The sequence below is a fragment of the Serratia sp. CY83965 genome (assembly GCF_052166375.1).
Lineage (GTDB): Bacteria > Pseudomonadota > Gammaproteobacteria > Enterobacterales > Enterobacteriaceae > Serratia > Serratia marcescens.
In genome coordinates, this window is the sequence record NZ_JBJNOV010000004.1 from 266,393 (window position 1) to 286,003 (window position 19,611).

The window sequence follows — 19,611 nt, forward strand, 5'->3', positions numbered from 1 at the left end:
TCCAGGGGCGCTAAGGGGACGTGACCGAATGTGCTTAGCTCAGAGCGGAACGATCAGCACGTCGATATGACTGATATTGATAAAGCGGGCGGCGGAACAGGAGACTTTGTTCATCATGCTGTCTCGGTGATTGCCGCAGAGCAGCAGGTCAAACGGCTGACGGCGGCTGGCGAATGCCAGGCTGTCACCCAGCTCGCCATGCACGATCAGCGTATCGGCGATAGGGTAGCCGGCGCGTTGGCGCAGTTCTTCCATAAACAGCCGGGTTTCCTCTTCCATCAGCGAGCGCAAATCGCCCAGCATCGGTCCGGCGAAATTATTGTACATTTCCGGATTGGCGAGGGTGCTTAACAGGGTGATGCTGCCGCCGTAAGGGCGAACGATGGAGACGGCCTTTTCCACCAGGCGGTGGCTGTCAGGGGCAACGGCGACGGTGACCAGAACGTTTTGATACCCCATATCCGACTCCTTGTTGTATCCATCGTGTTTCAGGCTGCCGCATCGGCGGCCTTGGTGGAAGCACTGCGTCGGATAAAGGGTAGAACCTGGTGAGCCTAATAAATGTGTTTCATATCACGCGCGGCAATAAAAGCTGAATTTGCCCCGGTTATATAGCAATAAAAGATAAAACCGTTGCCGCACGTAATTTCACTGAATTAAAGCACCTGTGCCCACAGCGTTTTCGGCACCTTGCCCAGATCGAACAATTTACCGGCAACCAACTCGGCGCGACGGTGGTCGGCGGCACGGTACATATTGCTCATTTCCGTATCGTTTTCAATGGAGTAGTTCAGTTTGTCGTACACCTTCTCCAGGCTGTCCAAAGAGGAGCATTTACGAAATGTCAGCAGATATTCGAGCGTATCGGTCATGATTAAAATATAGCCTGTTAATAGTTAAAGCCGGGTGAATAACACATGGCGACTCACGGCGACGCCGTCGAGGCAGCGATGTACGACCTGACAAAAATCATTTCGATTAGATAAATTGCACTGGGTAATGATGTCACGCCGCCCGTAGCGGCGCTTTGATAAATCATAATATGCCAGTGCGCCGTCAGCAATCTCAGCCTGCTGATTAATGGAGAAATAGGGAAAGTCTCAGGGCGGTTGACGGCCGACGCGTCGTCATTCGTGCTGTGCACCAGCGCGCGGTGCCGTGCCGGGCCTCTTTTGCGGTGATTTTTTCACCCGGCCGTGGCGCCGTCGCGGCATTGGGCGGTGTTTGTCGCCGCTGCTTGCGTTGAAAAACCGTTTTTTCGATGACGAAATATCAATAGTAAAACAAAACTGCGTTTTATTTTATGACAATGAAGTGATGAAAGCCAAAGCCATGTAAATAATCTCTGGGGTGAGGGGGGAATTATCTCGGCGTCAGAAAAAGAAATAAAAAGCATTAAAGTTTTATGAATTGCCGCCGATATAACGTTTTGGGGAAATTTAACTAAAAAAAAGCATTCTTGCATCGTGCTAATACGGAAACATATCGTTACGTCTGTTAGCTTGTTCACTACGCCTGCGAATCATTGATAAGCCATAATCACCTGATGTTGAAAATTAGAACAGCCTCAGGCGGAGGGCTTAAGTCAAATCCGATAGCTAATAACCTTATAGTTTACATTGGTTATTTTTCAGCTTGGATATTTTTTAGTAACTCAAATGGTTATTTATACTGAGTTTGTTGCCTATATGCAGATTTTTGTTCTGTTATTTTGGTTTGGTGATGCTTTTGTTCGAATTGATCTAAAAAAGATAATTTTTTGGCGGATAAACATTGTTTTTAAGACGTTTTTTTACCTATGGCTGTTTTGTGAGCAAATTGGCGGTCAATAAATGAACGTATTTGGGTGTATTTGGCTCAATTATTTTTTATTTTTGTGATCTATGTCACATTGTATTTAAAATTGCCTCTCACTTACATTGTGTGTGCTAATGGTTCGGGGGTAGAGTTGCGCTGCTTTAGGAATAATCTTATTAAATTTGTAAAAATAGTTTCATGGTGACTAAACACTATCGAAGCAGAATGCTGTACATCCATACACGTTGGTTTACGCTCGTAGCAAATACTGAACAGTGGTCGAATTTAGCGATTGTCGAAAATTATAGCAGTCGTTTTTGAGAGATTAATTTGCCAACTTTGGGAAACAACCCAAGTCACGGGCGATAAAATTTATCACCCAGCGTATGTTTTTAAACATAGTCTGTCGGGATGGGGAATATGGGTACGTCTGAATTACTTAAGCATATTTATGACATCAATCTGTCATATTTACTTTTAGCACAGCGTTTGATCAACGATGAAAAAGCGTCCGCAATGTTTCGCCTGGGTATTGATGAAACCATGGCCGATGCGCTGGCGCAGCTGACTTTGCCGCAAATGGTTAAACTGGCCGAGACCAACCAGCTGGTTTGCCACTTCCGCTTTAACGAAAGCCAGACCATCGAACGCCTGACCAAAGAGTCGCGCGTCGACGATCTGCAACAAATCCATACCGGCATTTTGCTATCAAGCCATTTACTGCAAGAGCTATCGAGTAAAGACGCTAGCCCGACGAAGAAAAGAGCCTGATGATGGTTGAGAAAAGTATCGTTCAAGAAGCCAAGGACATTCAGCTCGCCATGGAGCTGATTTCGCTGGGAGCCCGATTGCAGATGCTGGAGAGTGAAACCCAGCTTAGCCGCGGGCGCTTGATTAAACTTTACAAGGAGTTACGCGGCAGCCCGCCGCCAAAAGGAATGTTACCGTTCTCAACCGACTGGTTTATGACCTGGGAACAAAATATTCACTCGTCGATGTTTTACAACGCTTACCTGTTTTTGATGAAAAGCGGGCAGTGCAGCGGAGTGGAGGCGGTGATCAAAGCCTATCGCCTCTATCTCGAGCAGTGTCCGCAGCAGGCCGGCGAGGCGCCGTTGCTGGCGCTGACCCGTGCCTGGACGCTGGTGCGCTTCGTCGATAGCGGCATGTTGCAGCTTTCCGCCTGCAGCTGCTGCGGCGGCGCATTTATCACCCACGCGCACCAGCCGCTGAATGGTTTCATCTGCAGTTTATGCCAACCCCCATCCCGCGCCGTAAAAAGACGTAAACTTTCGCCGCAACTGGCCGATATTATTCCTCAACTGCTGGACGAGCAGGTCAAACGCGCCATTTGAGCCGCCACATTGCCGGCTCTCGGCAATGAATACCGACGTGTGATACGCAGGGGCGGCATGCCGCCCCCAGACATGCAGCCTGGTCTGTCGCGCCAGGGCGCGTTTGCCCCACCTTCCATCCACATTGTTAATTTAAGGAATGCGTGTGCTAGTTATTTTGGGTTATCTCGTGGTATTGGGCGCGGTGTTTGGCGGCTACCTGATCGTGGGCGGTCATCTCGGTGCGCTATATCAGCCGGCGGAGTTTCTGATTATCGGCGGGGCGGGGGTCGGCGCTTTCATCGTCGGCAACAACGGCAAAGCGATCAAAGCCACGCTGCGCGCCCTGCCGCGCCTGATGCGCCGTTCCAAATACAACAAAGATCTGTATATGGATCTGATGGCGTTGCTGTTCCGTCTGCTGGCCAAATCGCGTCAGCAGGGCATGCTGTCGCTCGAGTTCGATATCGATAATCCGCAAGAAAGTGAAATTTTCTCTAATTATCCGCGCATCCTTGCCGATAACACCCTGGTGGAGTTCATTACCGACTATTTACGGCTGATGGTGAGCGGCAATATGAATGCGTTCGAGATCGAAGCGCTGATGGACGAAGAGATCGAAACCTACGAGCAGGAAAGCGAAGTGCCCGCCGGCAGTCTGGCGATGGTGGGCGACTCCTTGCCGGCGTTCGGCATCGTCGCGGCGGTGATGGGGGTGGTGCACGCCCTGGCTTCGGCTGACCGTCCGGCCGCTGAACTGGGCGCGCTGATCGCTAACGCCATGGTCGGTACTTTCCTCGGCATTTTGTTGGCCTACGGCTTCATCTCGCCGCTGGCGACGTTGCTGCGCCAGAAGAGCGCCGAAAACGTCAAGATGATGCAATGCATCAAGGTCACGCTTTTGTCGAGTCTGAACGGTTACGCGCCGCAGATCGCAGTCGAGTTTGGCCGCAAAACGCTGTATACCACCGAACGTCCTTCTTTCGTTGAGCTGGAAGAACACGTGCGCCGCGTGAAAGCGCCGGCGCAGCAGGCGACGGAAGAAGAAGAAGCATGAAACAGAATCATCCGGTCGTTCTGGTCAGAAAGCGCAAATCGCATCATGCCGCTCATCATGGCGGCTCCTGGAAGATCGCTTATGCCGACTTTATGACGGCGATGATGGCGTTCTTCCTGGTGATGTGGCTGCTGGCGATCGCCAGCCCGCAGGAGCTGACGCAAATCGCCGAATATTTCCGTACGCCGCTCAAGGTCGCCCTGACCAGCGGCGACAAGAGCAGCTCCGAGAGCAGCCCAATCCCGGGCGGCGGCGACGATCCCACGCAGCAGCACGGCCTGGTGAGAAAACAGGTCGATTCGCCGGACGCGCGCGCCGAAGAGCTGCGCCTGAACAAGCTGCGCGAAAAGCTGGATGAGTTGATTGAGTCCGATCCGCGCCTGAAGGCGCTGCGCCCGCATCTGCTGATCAACATGATGGACGAGGGGTTGCGCATTCAGATTATCGATAGCCAAAACCGGCCGATGTTCAAAACCGGCAGCGCGCAGGTCGAGAGCTATATGCGCGATATTCTGCGGGCGATAGCGCCGATCCTCAACGACTTGCCGAACAAGATCAGCCTGTCCGGTCACACCGATGATATCCCTTACGCTACCGGCGAGCGCGGCTACAGCAACTGGGAACTGTCGGCCGATCGCGCCAACGCCTCCCGACGCGAGCTGATCGCCGGCGGCCTGGCGGAAGGCAAGGTGCTGCGGGTGGTGGGCATGGCGGCCACCATGAGCCTGAAACAGCATGGCGCCGATGACGCGATTAACCGACGCATCACCGTGTTGGTGCTGAACAAGCAAACGCAAGAGGGCATCGAGCACGAAAATGCCGAAAGCAACGCGCTGGATATCGCCCAACCGGACAGTCTGAAGCAGCTGGCGCCGTCGGCGACCGCACCGGCCAGCCAAACGCCGGAACCCTCGGCGACAGCCCCGGAACCGGTGGCGCCAACGCCAAGCGCTCCACCGCAGGCATCCCCGGCAATAGCACCGGCCGATCAGGCGCCGGAACAACCGGCTTCCGCACCCGCACCGACTAACCGCGACTCACAGCCAGAGGTGACCCCGTGAGCATGGACATTAGCGATTTTTATCAGACCTTCTTTGATGAGGCAGACGAGTTGCTGGCCGACATGGAGCAACACCTGCTGGAGCTGGATCCGCTGGCCCCCGATATCGAGCCGTTGAACGCCATCTTCCGCGCGGCGCATTCGATCAAGGGCGGCGCGGCGACCTTTGGTTTTTCGGTGCTGCAGGAAACCACCCACCTGCTGGAGAACCTGCTGGACGGTGCAAGACGCCAGGAAATGAGCCTGAGCACCGAGATTATCAACCTGTTTCTGGAAACCAAAGACATTATGCAGGAGCAACTGGACGCCTATAAAACCTCGCAACAGCCTGACGCTGAAAGCTTTGAATACATTTGTCAGGCGCTGCGCCAGCTGGCGTTGGAAGCGCAACAGCAGCAGGAGGCGCCTGCGGCTCAACCGGCCGTTCAGCAGCCTGTCGTTAAGCCATCGGCCGCGCCGGCGGCGATCGAGGGCGGCATGCGCATCAGCCTGAACGGGCTGAAAGCCAGTGAAATCCCCTTGATGTTGGAAGAGCTGGGCAACCTCGGCGAGGTTAAAGATCCGCATCAAACGGAACACAGTCTGGACGTGACGTTGCTCACCTCCGCCAGCGAAGACGACATCAGCGCCGTGTTGTGCTTCGTGCTGGAACCGGAACAAATCAGCTTCTCGACGCCGCCCCAGAGCGAACCGGCCATCGCAGAAGCGAGCTTACCGGAAGCGGTCGACGTGCCGGAGCCTGCGCCTGCGGCGGTCGCGAACGCCGCGCCGCCTGCCGCCAAACCGGCCGCCGCAGCGGCCGAAGCGCCAAAAGCGCGCGCCAAGGCGAGCGAGTCCACCAGCATTCGCGTGGCGGTGGAAAAGGTGGATCAGCTGATCAACCTGGTGGGCGAGCTGGTGATCACCCAGTCGATGCTGGCGCAACGCTCCGGCACGCTCGATCCGGTGAACCACGGCGATCTGCTGAACAGCATGAGCCAGCTGGAGCGTAACGCGCGCGATCTGCAGGAGTCGGTGATGTCGATCCGCATGATGCCGATGGAATACGTCTTCAGCCGCTATCCGCGCCTGGTGCGCGATCTGGCCGGCAAGCTGAACAAGCAGGTGGAGTTGACGCTGCAAGGCAGTTCCACCGAACTGGACAAGAGCCTGATCGAACGCATTATCGATCCGTTGACGCACCTGGTGCGCAACAGCCTCGATCACGGCATCGAAGAGCCGGCCACCCGCATCGCCGCCGGCAAGTCGGCGGTGGGCAATCTGGTGCTGTCGGCCGAACACCAGGGCGGCAACATTTGTATTGAAGTCATCGACGACGGCGCCGGCCTGAACCGCGAAAAAATTCTCGCCAAGGCGGCTTCGCAAGGGCTGGCGGTCAGCGACAGCATGAGCGACGAAGAGGTCGGCATGCTGATCTTTGCGCCGGGCTTCTCTACCGCCGAACAGGTGACCGACGTTTCCGGCCGCGGCGTCGGCATGGACGTGGTGAAAAGGAATATTCAGGAGATGGGGGGCCACGTCGAGATCCGTTCGCAGGCCGGTAAAGGCACCACCATCCGCATCCTGTTGCCGCTGACGCTGGCGATCCTCGACGGCATGTCGGTCAAGGTGAACGACGAAGTCTTTATCCTGCCGCTGAACGCGGTGATGGAATCGCTGCAGCCGCAGGCGGAAGATCTGCATCCGTTGGCCGGGGGTGAACGCGTGCTGCAGGTGCGCGGCGAATACCTGCCGCTGGTGGAGCTGTATCGGGTATTCGAAGTGGACGGCGCCAAAACCGACGCCACGCAGGGCATCGTGGTGATCCTGCAAAGCGCCGGCCGCCGCTATGCGTTGCTGGTAGATCAACTGATTGGCCAGCATCAGGTGGTGGTGAAGAACCTGGAAAGCAACTACCGCAAAGTGCCGGGCATCTCCGCCGCGACCATTCTGGGCGACGGCAGCGTGGCCTTGATCGTCGATGTCTCGGCGTTGCAAACCTTGAACCGTGAAAAGCGTCTGACGGACGCCGCCGCATAATAATGAGTTTATTGATTTAAAAGGTGAATGATATGGCAGGATTGGCAGCCGTCAGCAAATTGGCTGGCGAAACGGTAGGGCAAGAGTTTCTGATTTTTACCCTGGGCAACGAGGAGTATGGCATCGATATCCTCAAGGTGCAGGAAATTCGCGGCTACGATCAGGTGACCCGCATCGCCAACACCCCGGCGTTCATCAAGGGCGTCACCAACCTGCGCGGCGTGATTGTTCCCATCATCGATCTGCGGGTGAAGTTTTCGCAGCAGAGTGTTTCCTACGATGAGAACACCGTGGTGATCGTGTTGAACTTTGGCCAGCGCGTGGTGGGCATCGTGGTTGACGGCGTCTCCGACGTGCTGTCGCTCACCGCCGATCAGATCCGTCCGGCGCCGGAGTTCGCGGTGACGCTGGCGACCGAATATCTCACCGGCCTCGGTTCGCTGGGCGAGCGCATGCTGATCCTGGTGGATATCGAAAAGCTGCTGAGCAGCGAAGAGATGTCGCTGGTCGACAGCGTGGCGAAAAGCGTCTGATTTCAGACTCAAGGGGCGGGGCGCCGCCCCCTTTAACCTTCACTTTCCCTGATCTGTCGCGATGGCCTCAGCCGCGCCCGGAACCCCCACTAAAAATAGTTACTTTCCCGCATAAAGTTTTGCCGCACGGCGCCGATAACTCTCACATTCAACGTCATCAGAGCCTGTCTGCGCGGGCTTCAACAAGGGAAATCATGTTAAATCGTATGAAGGTGGTCACCAGCCTGTTGCTGGTGTTGGTGCTGTTTGGCGCCTTGCAGTTGATTTCGGGCGGACTGTTTTTCTCCTCGCTGAAAAGCGATAAGGAAAACTTTACCGTCCTGCAAACGATCCGCCAGCAGCAGCTGCAGCTGAGTGAAAGCCGCGTTGACCTGCTGCAGGCGCGTAACTCCCTGAACCGCGCCGGTATTCGCTACATGATGGATACCAACAAGATCGGCAGCGGCGCCACCATTGATGAACTGCTGGCCAAAGCGAAGGAAGAGCTGGGTGAAGCGGAAAGACACTACGCCGCGTACGAGAAAATTCCTCAGGACCCGCGCCAGGATCCTCAGTCGGCGGAACGCCTCAAGCAGCAGTACGATGTGCTGTACGGCGCGCTCTCCGAGCTGATCCAACTGCTGGGCGAAGGCAAAATCAACGCTTTCTTCGATCAGCCTACGCAGAGTTACCAGGACAACTTTGAGCAGAGCTACAACGTTTATCTGGAGCAAAACGGCAAGCTGTACCAAATCGCGGTCGACGGCAGCAACAGCTCCTACAACTCGGCCATTTGGACGCTGATCGTGGTGCTGGTGGTGGTGCTGGCGGTGATCGTACTGGTCTGGACCGGTATCCATCACATCCTGGTGCGCCCGCTGAACCGCATGATCGACCACATCAAACAGATCGCCGCCGGCGACCTGACTCAGCAGATCGTCGTCAACAGCCGCAACGAAATGGGCGTGCTGGCGGCCAGCCTGAAACACATGCAAAGCGAACTGATCGAAACCGTCAGCGGCGTGCGTCAGGGCGCGGACGCCATCTACAGCGGCGCGTCAGAAATCGCCGCGGGCAACAACGATCTCTCCTCCCGCACCGAGCAGCAGGCCGCGTCGCTGGAAGAGACCGCCGCCAGCATGGAACAGCTGACCGCGACGGTGAAACAGAACGCCGAAAACGCCCGTCAGGCTTCACAGCTGGCGCTGAGCGCCTCCGAAACCGCGCAGAAAGGCGGCAAGGTGGTGGCCAACGTGGTGCAGACCATGCACGACATCGCCGGCAGTTCGCAGAAGATCGCCGATATTACCGGCGTGATCGACGGCATCGCCTTCCAGACCAACATCCTGGCGTTGAACGCCGCAGTGGAAGCGGCGCGCGCCGGCGAACAGGGCCGCGGCTTCGCGGTGGTGGCCGGTGAAGTGCGCAACCTGGCGCAGCGCAGCGCACAGGCGGCGAAAGAGATCAAAGGCCTGATCGAAGACTCGGTCAGCCGCGTCGATATGGGCTCCGTGCTGGTGGAAAGCGCCGGGGAAACCATGGGCGACATCGTCAACGCCGTCACCCGCGTGACCGACATCATGGGCGAAATCGCCTCGGCTTCGGACGAGCAGAGCCGCGGCATCGATCAGGTTGGCCAGGCGGTAGCGGAAATGGACCGCGTCACCCAGCAGAACGCCTCGTTGGTGGAAGAATCCGCCTCGGCGGCGGCGGCGCTGGAAGAACAGGCCAGCATGCTGACCCAGTCGGTAGCGGTATTCCGCTTGAGGTCGGAAGGCCAGGAAGAGTTTAAGGCGCCTGTCACCAGCAAGGCGCCGGTAACACCGGTAATCAATCATAAGAAAATGAACGCCAGCGATCTGCAGGATAACTGGGAAACGTTCTGACCGGTATCGGGCCTCTCTCGCAGAGGCCCTTTTCCCTACGTAGGCCGGTCGCCGGCCGGCTGCAAGGAGGTTCACAGTGTTTAACCGAATCCGTATCTCTACCAGCTTGTTCCTGTTGTTGATGACCTTCTGCGTTCTGCAGTTGGCCAGCAGCGGCCTGTCGTATTCCGCGTTTCGCTCCGATAACCACAACCTCGACATCATCACCCTCGGCAGCCAGCAGCGCGATTCGCTCAGCCTGAGCTGGGTGTCGCTGTTGCAGGCCCGCAATACGCTGAACCGCGCCGGCACCCGCGCGGCGCTGAAACTGCCGCAGGAGCAGGTGAACGAATTGATGAGCAGCGCCCGCAGTTCGCTGCAGAAGGCCGACCTCTATTTCAATCAGTTCATGGCGGTTGAACGCAGCAGTGAACAGCAGAACCAGCAGACGGCCACCACCAAGGCCAGCTACGAGCGGCTGCGCGGCGCGCTGCGTGAACTGATCGGTTTCCTGGAAAAGGGCGAGCTGCAGGCGTTTATGGATCAGCCGACGCAGAAAACCCAGGACCTGTTTGAGGCTGACTTCGTGCAGTATTTGCAGTTGGTCAACGGCGACATCAGCGAGGCTCGAGACGCCAACCAATTCTCCTTCACGCTGGCGGGCCTGATGCTGGCGGGGGCGGTCTTGATGCTGATCGTGGTGACCGGCAGCGCCATGTGGTGGTTGCGCACCATGTTGGTACAGCCGCTGAACCAAATCCGCAGCCACTTTGAACGCATCGCCGCCGGCGATTTGGCGACGCCGATTCAAGTGTATGGCCGCAATGAAATCAGCATGTTGTTCGCCAGCCTGCAACGCACGCAGCAGTCGCTGATCGGCACCGTCGGCGCGGTGCGCGACGGTGCGGAGTCGATTCTGATCGGCCTGCAGGAGATCGCCGAAGGCAATAACGATCTCTCTTCCCGTACCGAGCAGCAGGCCGCTTCGCTGGAAGAAACCGCCGCCAGCATGGAACAGCTGACCGCGACGGTGAAGCAGAACGCCGACAATGCGCGGCAGGCCTCTCAGCTGGCGCGCGACGCTTCGGCCACCGCGGCCAAGGGCGGCGAACTGGCCGGGGACGTGGTCACCACCATGCACGATATCGCCAACAGTTCGCAGAAAATCGGCGCCATCACCAGCGTGATCGACGGCATCGCCTTCCAGACCAACATTCTGGCGCTCAATGCGGCGGTGGAAGCGGCGCGCGCCGGCGAACAGGGGCGGGGTTTCGCCGTGGTCGCCGGCGAGGTGCGCAACCTGGCGAGCCGCAGCGCGCAGGCGGCGAAAGAGATCAAGGTGCTGATCGACGAATCGGTCAGCCGCGTCAAACACGGCTCGGTGCTGGTGGAAAATTCCGGCGCCACCATGCAGGACATCGTGCGTTCGGTGACGCGCGTAACCGACATCATGGGCGAGATCGCCTCGGCATCGGATGAACAGAGCCGCGGCATCGAGCAGGTGACGCAGGCGGTGACCCAGATGGATCAGGTCACCCAGCAGAACGCCGCGCTGGTGGAAGAATCCGCTTCTGCCGCCACCGCGCTGGAAGAGCAGGCCATTACCCTGGCCGACGCGGTCGCGGTATTCCGTCTGGCGGACGATAACGTCGTCGCGTCAGGTAACAGCAGCAACGCAGTTTCACCCGTGGTAAAGGAAGCCCAAGATTGTTAAACCGCATAAGCAGCACGTTTTTCTCCGGTGAGGCGGCATGAAACAGGCGCCGTCAACTTCTAACCGGGATACAGCGTCGATGTTGACGCAAATGGTGCAGCGTCTGCCGCTGTCGGACGTGCATTTTCGCCGTATCAGCCAGTTGATTTATCAACGCGCCGGCATCGTGCTGGCGGAGCATAAGCGCGAGATGGTTTACAACCGCCTGGTGCGCCGGCTGCGGCTGTTGGGATTGCACGATTTCGGCGACTACCTGGCGCTGCTGGAAAGCGATCCGAACAGCGCGGAATGGCAGGCGTTCATCAACGCGCTGACCACCAACCTGACGGCCTTTTTCCGCGAGGCGCATCACTTCCCGATCCTGGCGGAACATGCGCGCTCGCGGCCGAACGGCTACAGCGTCTGGAGCACCGCGGCCTCGACCGGTGAAGAGCCGTATTCGATCGCCATCACGCTGAGCGATGCATTGGGTCAGCGGGCCGGCAGTTGCCAGGTCTGGGCCAGCGACATCGATACGCAGGTGCTGGAAAAAGCGGAGGCGGGCGTTTACCGCCAGGAAGATCTGCGCACCCTGACGCCGACCCAAATGCAGCGCTATTTTCTGCGCGGCACCGGGCCGCATCAGGGGTTGGTGCGCGTGCGGCCGGAGTTGGCGGCGCGAGTGAACTTTCAGCCGCTGAATCTGCTGGCGCCGGAGTGGGCGCTGCCGGGGCAATTCGACGCCATTTTTTGCCGCAACGTCATGATCTATTTCGATAAGGCGACGCAGGAGCGCATCCTGCGCCGCTTCGTTCCCTTGCTTAAGCCGGGGGGGCTGATGTTCGCCGGCCACTCCGAGAATTTCAGCCAGATCAGCCGGGATTTCTACTTGCGTGGGCAGACCGTGTATGGGCTGACCAAGGAGAGGTAATGAGTAAAATCAGAGTGTTATGCGTAGACGATTCGGCACTGATGCGCCAGCTGATGACGGAAATCGTGAACGGCCATGCCGACATGGAAATGGTGGCGACCGCGCCGGATCCGCTGGTGGCGCGCGATCTGATCAAAAAATTTAATCCTCAGGTGCTGACGCTGGACGTCGAGATGCCGCGCATGGACGGGCTGGATTTCCTCGAGAAGCTGATGCGCCTGCGGCCGATGCCGGTGGTGATGGTCTCTTCGCTGACCGGCAAAGGCTCGGAAATCACGCTGCGCGCGCTGGAGCTGGGCGCGGTGGACTTCGTCACCAAACCGCAGCTCGGCATTCGCGAGGGCATGTTGGCCTACAGCGAGCTGATTGCCGAGAAGATCCGCACCGCCGCCAGAGCGCGCCTGCCGCAGCGCTCCAGCAGCCCGGCGCCGGCGATCCTCAGCCATGCGCCGCTGTTGAGCAGTGAAAAACTGATCGCCATCGGCGCTTCCACCGGCGGCACCGAAGCGATTCGCCAGGTGCTGCAGCCGCTGCCGGCCACCAGCCCGGCGCTGCTGATCACTCAACACATGCCGCCGGGATTCACCCGTTCGTTCGCCGAGCGGCTGAACAAGCTGTGCCAGATCACGGTGAAAGAAGCGGAGGACGGCGAGCGCGTGCTGCCGGGCCACGCCTACATCGCACCGGGGGATCGCCACCTGGAGCTGACGCGCAGCGGCGCCAACTATCAGGTGAATCTGCATGACGGCCCGGCGGTCAACCGCCATCGCCCGTCGGTCGACGTGCTGTTCCGCTCGGTGGCGCAATACGCCGGCCGCAATGCGGTGGGGGTGATCCTCACCGGCATGGGCAACGACGGGGCGGCGGGGATGCTGGAGATGCACCGCGCCGGGGCCTATACCTTGGCGCAGAACGAGGCGAGCTGCGTGGTGTTCGGCATGCCGCGCGAGGCGATCGCCAGCGGCGGCGTCAGCGAAGTGGTCGAGCTGGACAGAATGAGCCAGCGCATGCTGGCGCAGATCGCCGGCGGCCAGGCATTGCGCATTTGATTTTAGTCCGCAGGGCCTACCCGGCGGCGATATGACCCAGGTTCGCCGCGCGGCGGCCTGCGGTGTTGCATCATTAAACGGTTAACTATTTCAGGAGTAACAATGGCAGACAAAAACCTCAGATTTCTGGTTGTGGACGACTTCTCCACCATGCGCCGCATCGTCAGAAATCTGCTCAAAGAGTTGGGCTTCAACAATGTCGAAGAGGCTGAAGACGGCGCGGATGCGCTGAACAAGCTGCGCGCCGGCGGTTTCGACTTCGTGGTGTCCGATTGGAACATGCCGAACATGGACGGACTCGAGCTGTTGCAAACCATCCGCGCCGACAGCGCGCTGGCCGCGATGCCGGTACTGATGGTGACGGCGGAAGCCAAGAAAGAAAATATCATCGCGGCGGCGCAGGCCGGCGCCAGCGGTTATGTAGTGAAACCATTTACGGCGGCGACGCTGGAAGAAAAGCTCAACAAGATTTTTGAAAAATTGGGCATGTAAGGAGAGGGCGATGAGAGACATTCCAATGCCTGCCAGCGATGCAGCGACCGCGGGAGAGATCATCTCCCGCATCGGCCAACTGACCCGAATGCTGCGCGACAGCATGCGCGAACTGGGGCTCGATCAGGCGATCGCCCAGGCGGCAGAGGCGATCCCGGATGCGCGCGACCGTCTTGACTATGTCGTAACCATGACGGCGCAGGCGGCGGAACGGGCGTTGAACTGCGTGGAGGCGGCGCAACCGCGCCAGGCGGAGCTGGAATCCGGCGCCAACGCGTTGAAAGGGCGCTGGGACGAGTGGTTCGCCAATCCCATCGAACTGGACGACGCGCGTTCTCTGGTCAACGACACGCGTCAGTATCTGGATCAGGTGCCGGGCCATACGGCCTTTACCAACGCCCAGTTGCTGGAAATCATGATGGCGCAGGACTTCCAGGATCTGACCGGTCAGGTGATCAAGCGCATGATGGACGTGGTGCAGGAGATCGAAAAGCAGCTGCTGATGGTGCTGATGGAAAACATGCCGGAGCAGCCGGTGAAGGAAAAACGGCCGAACGACAGCCTGCTGAACGGCCCGCAGCTCGACCAGAACGGCGTCGGCGTGATCGCCAACCAGGCGCAGGTCGACGATCTGCTCGACAGCCTCGGTTTCTGAGGCTTTTCGGGGCGCGCGACGGCGCGCCCCGACAACAAGCCACGCAGTTTTCGTCTCATCCCCTAAATAACCCGTCTTTTTCCCCGTTGTTCCGCCAATGACATCGCCAATTTTTTGGCATGCTGACCGCCATTCTTTACCCTCCCGATACAGGAACGGCGTTTCGTGGCTGAAGACAGCGATCTGGAAAAAAGCGAGGCCCCCACGCCCCACAGGCTGGAGAAGGCGCGTGAAGACGGCCAGATCCCGCGCTCCCGCGAGCTGACCTCGGTGCTGATGCTGCTCTCCGGCCTGGCGATTATCCTGATGTCCGGCAGTAACATGGCGCAACAGCTGGCGGCGATGCTCACGCAAGGTCTGAACTTTGACCACGGCATGGTCAGTAACGACAAGCAGATGCTTCGCCAGCTCGGCATGCTGTTGCGACAGGCTGTGCTGGCGCTGCTGCCGATCATGGCGGGATTGGTGCTGGTAGCGCTCGCCGCGCCAATGCTGTTGGGGGGCATTCTGTTCAGCGGCAAGTCGATCAAGTTCGATATGAAGCGGCTGAACCCGCTGTCCGGGTTGAAGCGCATCTTTTCCAGCCAGGTGTTGGCCGAGCTGCTGAAAGGGATCCTGAAAGCGACGTTGGTCGGTTGGGTCACCGGTCTTTATCTGTGGCACAACTGGGCGGCGATGCTGCATCTGATGACTCAGCAGCCGCTCGATGCGCTGGGCAATGCGCTGCAGATGATCCTGTTCTGCGGTTTTCTGGTGGTGCTGGGGCTGACGCCGATGGTGGCGTTTGACGTGTTCTATCAGCTGTGGAGCCACTTCAAAAAGCTGAAGATGACCAAGCAGGATATTCGCGACGAATTCAAAGACCAGGAAGGGGACCCGCACGTCAAGGGGCGCATTCGTCAGCAGCAGCGGGCGATCGCCCGGCGCCGCATGATGGCCGACGTGCCCAAGGCGGACGTGATCGTCACCAACCCGACGCACTACGCCGTCGCGTTGCAGTACAACGACAAAAAAATGAGTGCGCCGAAGGTGCTGGCCAAGGGGGCCGGCGAAATCGCCTTGCGCATTCGCGAGCTCGGTGCGGAGCACCGCATCCCGATGCTGGAAGCGCCGCCGCTGGCGCGTGCGCTGTATCGGCACAGCGAGATCGGCCAGCATATTCCGGCCACCCTGTATGCCGCGGTCGCCGAAGTGTTGGCCTGGGTATACCAACTGCGCCGCTGGCGGCGCGAGGGCGGCCTGATCCCGAAAAAACCTGAACGTTTACCGGTGCCGGAAGCACTGGATTTTGCAAGAGAGAGTGACTCTGATGGCTAATTTGGCCTCCCTGCTTCGTTTGCCGGGCAATTTTAAAGATACGCAGTGGCAGGTTCTGGCCGGCCCGGTGCTGATCCTGCTGATTCTGTCGATGATGGTGTTGCCGTTGCCGGCGTTTATCCTCGACCTGCTGTTTACCTTCAACATTGCGCTGTCGATCATGGTGCTGCTGGTGGCGATGTTCACCCAGCGCACGCTCGAATTCGCCGCTTTCCCGACCATCCTGCTGTTCTCCACGTTGCTGCGTTTGTCGCTCAACGTCGCGTCGACGCGCATCATCTTGCTGGAGGGGCATACCGGTTCCGCCGCCGCCGGCCGCGTGGTGGAAGCCTTCGGCCACTTCCTGGTGGGCGGCAACTTCGCCATCGGCATCGTGGTGTTCATCATCCTGGTGTTAATCAACTTCATGGTGATCACCAAGGGGGCGGGGCGTATCGCCGAAGTGGGCGCGCGTTTCGTCCTGGACGGCATGCCGGGTAAACAGATGGCGATCGACGCCGATCTGAACGCCGGCCTGATCGGTGAAGACGAAGCGAAGAAACGCCGCGCCGAAGTGACCCAGGAGGCCGACTTCTACGGCTCGATGGACGGCGCCAGTAAATTCGTGCGCGGCGACGCCATCGCCGGCCTGATGATCATGGTGCTGAACGTGGTTGGCGGCCTGTTGGTCGGCGTCGTGCAACACGGCATGGAACTGGGGGCGGCGGCGGAAAGCTATACGCTGCTGACCATCGGTGACGGCCTGGTGGCGCAGATCCCGGCGTTGGTGATCTCCACCGCCGCCGGCGTTATCGTCACCCGCGTCGCGACCGATCAGGATGTCGGTGAGCAGATGGTGGGCCAGCTGTTCAACAATCCGCGCGTGATGCTGCTGAGCGCCGGGGTGCTGGGCCTGCTGGGCCTGGTGCCGGGCATGCCGAACCTGGTGTTCCTGCTGTTTACCGCGGCTCTGCTGGGCCTCGCCTGGTGGCTGCGCGGCCGTGAACAACAGGCGCCGAAAACGGTGGAAGATCCGGTGATGCCGGAGAATCCGCAGGCCGCCGAGGCCAGCTGGGCCGACGTGCAGTTGGAAGATCCGCTGGGGATGGAAGTGGGCTACCGGTTGATTCCGATGGTCGACTTTCAACAGAACGGCGAGCTGCTGGGGCGTATCCGCGGGATCCGCAAGAAATTTGCCCAGGACATGGGGTATCTGCCGCCGGTGGTGCACATTCGCGACAACCTGGAACTGCCGCCAGCCAGCTATCGCATCCTGATGAAAGGCGTCGAGATCGGCAGCGGTGAAGCGCAGCCGGGCCGTTGGCTGGCGATCAACCCCGGCAATGCCGTTGGGGAGCTGGCGGGAGACAAAACCGTCGATCCGGCCTTTGGGCTCGAGGCGGTGTGGATCGACAGCGCCTTGCGCGAGCAGGCGCAGATCCAGGGCTTTACCGTGGTGGAGGCCAGCACCGTGGTGGCGACACACCTCAATCACCTGATCGGCCAGTTCGCCAGCGAGCTGTTCGGCCGCCAGGAGACCCAGCAGTTGCTGGATCGCGTGTCGCAGGAGATGCCTAAACTGACCGAAGACTTCGTGCCGGGCGTGGTGTCGCTGACGACGTTGCACAAGGTGCTGCAAAACCTGCTGGCCGAACGCGTCTCTATCCGCGATATGCGCACCATCGTCGAAACGCTGGCGGAACATGCCCCGGCGCAGAGCGATCCTTATGAGCTGACGACCGTGGTGCGGGTGGCGCTGGGCCGGGCGATCACGCAGCAGTGGTTCCCGGGCAACGGCGAGATTCAGGTTATCGGGCTGGATACCCAGCTGGAGCGCTTGTTGTTGCAGGCGTTGCAGGGCGGCGGCGGCCTGGAGCCGGGGCTGGCCGATCGCTTGCTGGATCAGGCGCGCCAGGCGCTGCAGCGGCAAGAGATGCTCAGCGCGCCGCCGGTGCTGTTGGTTAACCATGCGCTGCGTCCTTTACTGGCGCGCTTCCTGCGTCGCAGCCTGCCGCAGCTCGTGGTGCTGTCCAACCTGGAGATTAACGACGATCGCCAGATTCGCATGACCTCGACCATTGGAGCCGCCTGATGAAACGCTGTTTGTTCGTATTTTGTTTGCTGGCGCCGCTCGCCGCCTATGCGGTGTCCGGCTCCTGGGTGGCCGAAGGGGCGGGCGTGACGCTGGAACAGGGCGGCATGCGTGATGAATCCGCCGCTTTGCGGCCGCCGAACGCGCTGCCGGATGCCCATGCGCGCATCACCCGCGTTAGCTGGCGCTACCGTTTGCTGGGGCCGGAGCCAGTGGGGCTGCAGGCGCAGCTGTGTACGGTGAACCGCTGCATTCCACTGGGCGGCGGCAGCGGCAGCAGTGACGGTCTGCAGGGCGAGCCGGCCAATGCGGAATTGCGCTTTATCTATTACGTGCAGTCGCAAGGCGGGTTGAACCCGCCGCTGCGGGTGATTGGCAATCAGGTGATCGTCAATTATCAGTAACATCAGGCCAGAATTTGCAGGCCGTTGCGTTCCACCAGCGTCAGCAGTTTCATCGCGGCGGAGTTCGGTTGCGCTTCGCCGCGCTCCCATTTCTGCACCGCTTTTTTGCTGACGTTGAGATACAGCGCAAATACCGGCTGACTGACGTTTTCCCGTTCGCGCAGCGCGCGGATCTCGGCCGGCCCGAACTGCTTCACCGGCCGCAGGCACAGCATGTCGAAGGTGCGCATGGTCACGTCGTCGACGAAACCGGCGCGGTGCAGCCCCTGAACTTCCTGGTGGATCTCGGCAAGAATTTTACTCATCGCTTAGCCTCCGTAACTCCCTGTTGTTGACCAGCTGGTAGAGTCTGAATGGCGAATAATCCAGATACAGCGCAGCCAGATGTTTCAATCCCTGTAACTCATCCGTACTGATGTTTTCTCTCTCACTTTTGGCAAAGCCGCGCATAAAAAACAGGCGTTCTTCATCGCGAAAAACGATCAGTACCCGATAGCCGCCACGTTTGCCCGCACCAGCCCGAGCGATGCGCTTTTTGTATACGCAACCGCCAAGATTGGCGTCGTACAGCTGATGTTGCATCTCTCGCGCCGCTTTCACTATCGTGGCATCACTGATGCGCTCGCGTGCGGCAAAACCCTGAAAGGTTTTGGTGAGATAAATGTCGACCATTCGCTCTCCCTGCGAATCTATACCCGTTAAGGGTATATTTCAAGTGGTTTAAAAATAACCACAGGGTGACAAGCGGCCAAAGGGAAAGAAACAGCCAAATTCACGCCATGCGCAGCCTGGCGCAAAGTCTTAAGTGAATTCAAAGAGTGATAGGGAGAAAATGCGAGGGGATGCGCAGAAGCCGGTTAACGCGCGCCCGGTGATAGGCTCACCGGGCGAAATGAGTCAGGTCAGACGCCGATTTTTCTGCCGAGCAGGCTGCCGGCGTGCGACTGGCCATCTGGGCCATACAGCGATTTGTTGTTTTTGCTGAGGATGGCCAGCGCCTGCGCGTTATGGTCGATCTGCTGATTGAGCAGCAGACCGTTGTGCTGGTTCTTTTCGCGCAGCGTTTGGCTCAGCAACTGAACGCGCTGCCAACGATCGGCCAGGGGCGCTTGGCTGGCATAGGGGGCGCGTTGCCCGCAGGTTTTTTCTTGCCCCAGGCGCTGTTGCTCGAGGTAAGCGACTGTCGCCAGCAGTTGGCTTTTGGCATCGGTGACGCGCTGCAAGGCCACGCCCGGCAACTGGCCGGAACACAGCAAGTCGTGCTCTTCCTCCAGCACGCCGTTGAGCGCCTGCAGCGTTTCCAACAGTTTGTCCAGCAGTTGTGCCAGGTTTTCCATAGTAATGACTTATCCTTT

General features: G+C 59.0%; 20 protein-coding genes. 15 read left to right on the forward strand and 5 right to left on the reverse strand.

Features of this window, described 5'->3' with window-relative positions; all coding sequences use genetic code 11:
• Positions 1–39 precede the first annotated feature (39 nt).
• Positions 40–459 (reverse strand): universal stress protein UspC, encoded by a 420-nt coding sequence (uspC, locus tag ACJ8PL_RS12125; protein ID WP_016927278.1) that lies wholly within the window; start codon positions 457–459, stop codon positions 40–42.
• A gap of 197 nt (positions 460–656) precedes the next feature.
• The gene (gene ydgT, locus ACJ8PL_RS12130; RefSeq protein ID WP_004934895.1) at positions 657–872 is read right to left on the reverse strand and encodes a transcription modulator YdgT; all 216 of its coding nucleotides are present in this window, start codon (positions 870–872) and stop codon (positions 657–659) included.
• Between the two features lie 1,345 nt (positions 873–2,217).
• On the opposite strand from ydgT, the gene flhD reads away from it, so the two are divergent.
• From flhD to ACJ8PL_RS12205, 15 genes are all read left to right on the forward strand, one after another.
• The gene (flhD, locus tag ACJ8PL_RS12135) at positions 2,218–2,568 is read left to right on the forward strand and encodes a flagellar transcriptional regulator FlhD (RefSeq protein ID WP_004934891.1); all 351 of its coding nucleotides are present in this window, start codon (positions 2,218–2,220) and stop codon (positions 2,566–2,568) included.
• Positions 2,568–3,152 carry a flagellar transcriptional regulator FlhC gene (gene flhC, locus ACJ8PL_RS12140; RefSeq protein ID WP_016927281.1) on the forward strand — a complete coding sequence of 195 codons (585 nt, stop codon included), beginning with the start codon at positions 2,568–2,570 and terminating at the stop codon, positions 3,150–3,152. Before flhD ends, flhC begins: the two co-directional genes overlap by 1 nt.
• Before the next feature lie 145 nt (positions 3,153–3,297).
• Positions 3,298–4,188, forward strand: coding sequence for a flagellar motor stator protein MotA (motA, locus tag ACJ8PL_RS12145; protein ID WP_015378266.1), 891 nt, complete (start codon positions 3,298–3,300; stop codon positions 4,186–4,188).
• The gene (gene motB, locus ACJ8PL_RS12150; RefSeq protein WP_016927283.1) at positions 4,185–5,249 is read left to right on the forward strand and encodes a flagellar motor protein MotB; all 1,065 of its coding nucleotides are present in this window, start codon (positions 4,185–4,187) and stop codon (positions 5,247–5,249) included. Before motA ends, motB begins: the two co-directional genes overlap by 4 nt.
• The gene (gene cheA, locus ACJ8PL_RS12155) at positions 5,246–7,267 is read left to right on the forward strand and encodes a chemotaxis protein CheA (protein ID WP_016927284.1); all 2,022 of its coding nucleotides are present in this window, start codon (positions 5,246–5,248) and stop codon (positions 7,265–7,267) included. The genes motB and cheA overlap by 4 nt, the downstream gene beginning before the upstream one ends.
• A gap of 32 nt (positions 7,268–7,299) precedes the next feature.
• Positions 7,300–7,800, forward strand: a complete 501-nt coding sequence (gene cheW, locus ACJ8PL_RS12160) for a chemotaxis protein CheW (RefSeq protein WP_004934876.1) — start codon at positions 7,300–7,302, stop codon at positions 7,798–7,800.
• Between the two features lie 194 nt (positions 7,801–7,994).
• On the forward strand, positions 7,995–9,665 hold the full coding sequence (locus tag ACJ8PL_RS12165) for a methyl-accepting chemotaxis protein (RefSeq protein ID WP_004934873.1): 1,671 nt from the start codon (positions 7,995–7,997) through the stop codon (positions 9,663–9,665).
• Between the two features lie 76 nt (positions 9,666–9,741).
• Complete coding sequence (locus ACJ8PL_RS12170) at positions 9,742–11,358, forward strand: methyl-accepting chemotaxis protein (protein ID WP_016927287.1); 1,617 nt, start codon at positions 9,742–9,744, stop codon at positions 11,356–11,358.
• A 37-nt stretch (positions 11,359–11,395) separates the two neighbouring features.
• On the forward strand, positions 11,396–12,268 hold the full coding sequence (gene cheR, locus ACJ8PL_RS12175; RefSeq protein WP_025159837.1) for a protein-glutamate O-methyltransferase CheR: 873 nt from the start codon (positions 11,396–11,398) through the stop codon (positions 12,266–12,268).
• The gene (locus ACJ8PL_RS12180) at positions 12,268–13,317 is read left to right on the forward strand and encodes a protein-glutamate methylesterase/protein-glutamine glutaminase (RefSeq protein WP_442531191.1); all 1,050 of its coding nucleotides are present in this window, start codon (positions 12,268–12,270) and stop codon (positions 13,315–13,317) included. The genes cheR and ACJ8PL_RS12180 overlap by 1 nt, the downstream gene beginning before the upstream one ends.
• Positions 13,318–13,419: 102 nt before the next feature.
• Positions 13,420–13,809: a chemotaxis response regulator CheY gene (gene cheY, locus ACJ8PL_RS12185; protein ID WP_004934862.1), complete on the forward strand. Its 390-nt coding sequence runs from the start codon at positions 13,420–13,422 to the stop codon at positions 13,807–13,809.
• Between the two features lie 10 nt (positions 13,810–13,819).
• Complete coding sequence (gene cheZ / locus ACJ8PL_RS12190) at positions 13,820–14,464, forward strand: protein phosphatase CheZ (RefSeq protein ID WP_004934858.1); 645 nt, start codon at positions 13,820–13,822, stop codon at positions 14,462–14,464.
• A gap of 165 nt (positions 14,465–14,629) precedes the next feature.
• Complete coding sequence (gene flhB, locus ACJ8PL_RS12195; protein ID WP_033640021.1) at positions 14,630–15,781, forward strand: flagellar biosynthesis protein FlhB; 1,152 nt, start codon at positions 14,630–14,632, stop codon at positions 15,779–15,781.
• Positions 15,774–17,852, forward strand: a complete 2,079-nt coding sequence (gene flhA, locus ACJ8PL_RS12200) for a flagellar biosynthesis protein FlhA (RefSeq protein ID WP_016927291.1) — start codon at positions 15,774–15,776, stop codon at positions 17,850–17,852. The genes flhB and flhA overlap by 8 nt, the downstream gene beginning before the upstream one ends.
• The gene (locus tag ACJ8PL_RS12205) at positions 17,852–18,256 is read left to right on the forward strand and encodes a flagellar protein FlhE (protein WP_033640022.1); all 405 of its coding nucleotides are present in this window, start codon (positions 17,852–17,854) and stop codon (positions 18,254–18,256) included. The genes flhA and ACJ8PL_RS12205 overlap by 1 nt, the downstream gene beginning before the upstream one ends.
• A 2-nt stretch (positions 18,257–18,258) precedes the next feature.
• Here the strand turns inward: ACJ8PL_RS12205 and ACJ8PL_RS12210 are convergent, their stop codons facing one another.
• The 3 genes from ACJ8PL_RS12210 to ACJ8PL_RS12220 form a co-directional block, all read right to left on the reverse strand.
• Entirely contained in the window at positions 18,259–18,561 is a 303-nt protein-coding gene (locus ACJ8PL_RS12210) for a helix-turn-helix domain-containing protein (RefSeq protein WP_015378258.1), read from the reverse strand.
• Positions 18,554–18,928 carry a type II toxin-antitoxin system RelE/ParE family toxin gene (locus ACJ8PL_RS12215; RefSeq protein ID WP_033640023.1) on the reverse strand — a complete coding sequence of 125 codons (375 nt, stop codon included), beginning with the start codon at positions 18,926–18,928 and terminating at the stop codon, positions 18,554–18,556. The genes ACJ8PL_RS12210 and ACJ8PL_RS12215 overlap by 8 nt, the downstream gene beginning before the upstream one ends.
• A 230-nt stretch (positions 18,929–19,158) precedes the next feature.
• Positions 19,159–19,593: a flagella synthesis protein FlgN gene (locus ACJ8PL_RS12220; protein WP_016927294.1), complete on the reverse strand. Its 435-nt coding sequence runs from the start codon at positions 19,591–19,593 to the stop codon at positions 19,159–19,161.
• Positions 19,594–19,611: the final 18 nt, after the last annotated feature.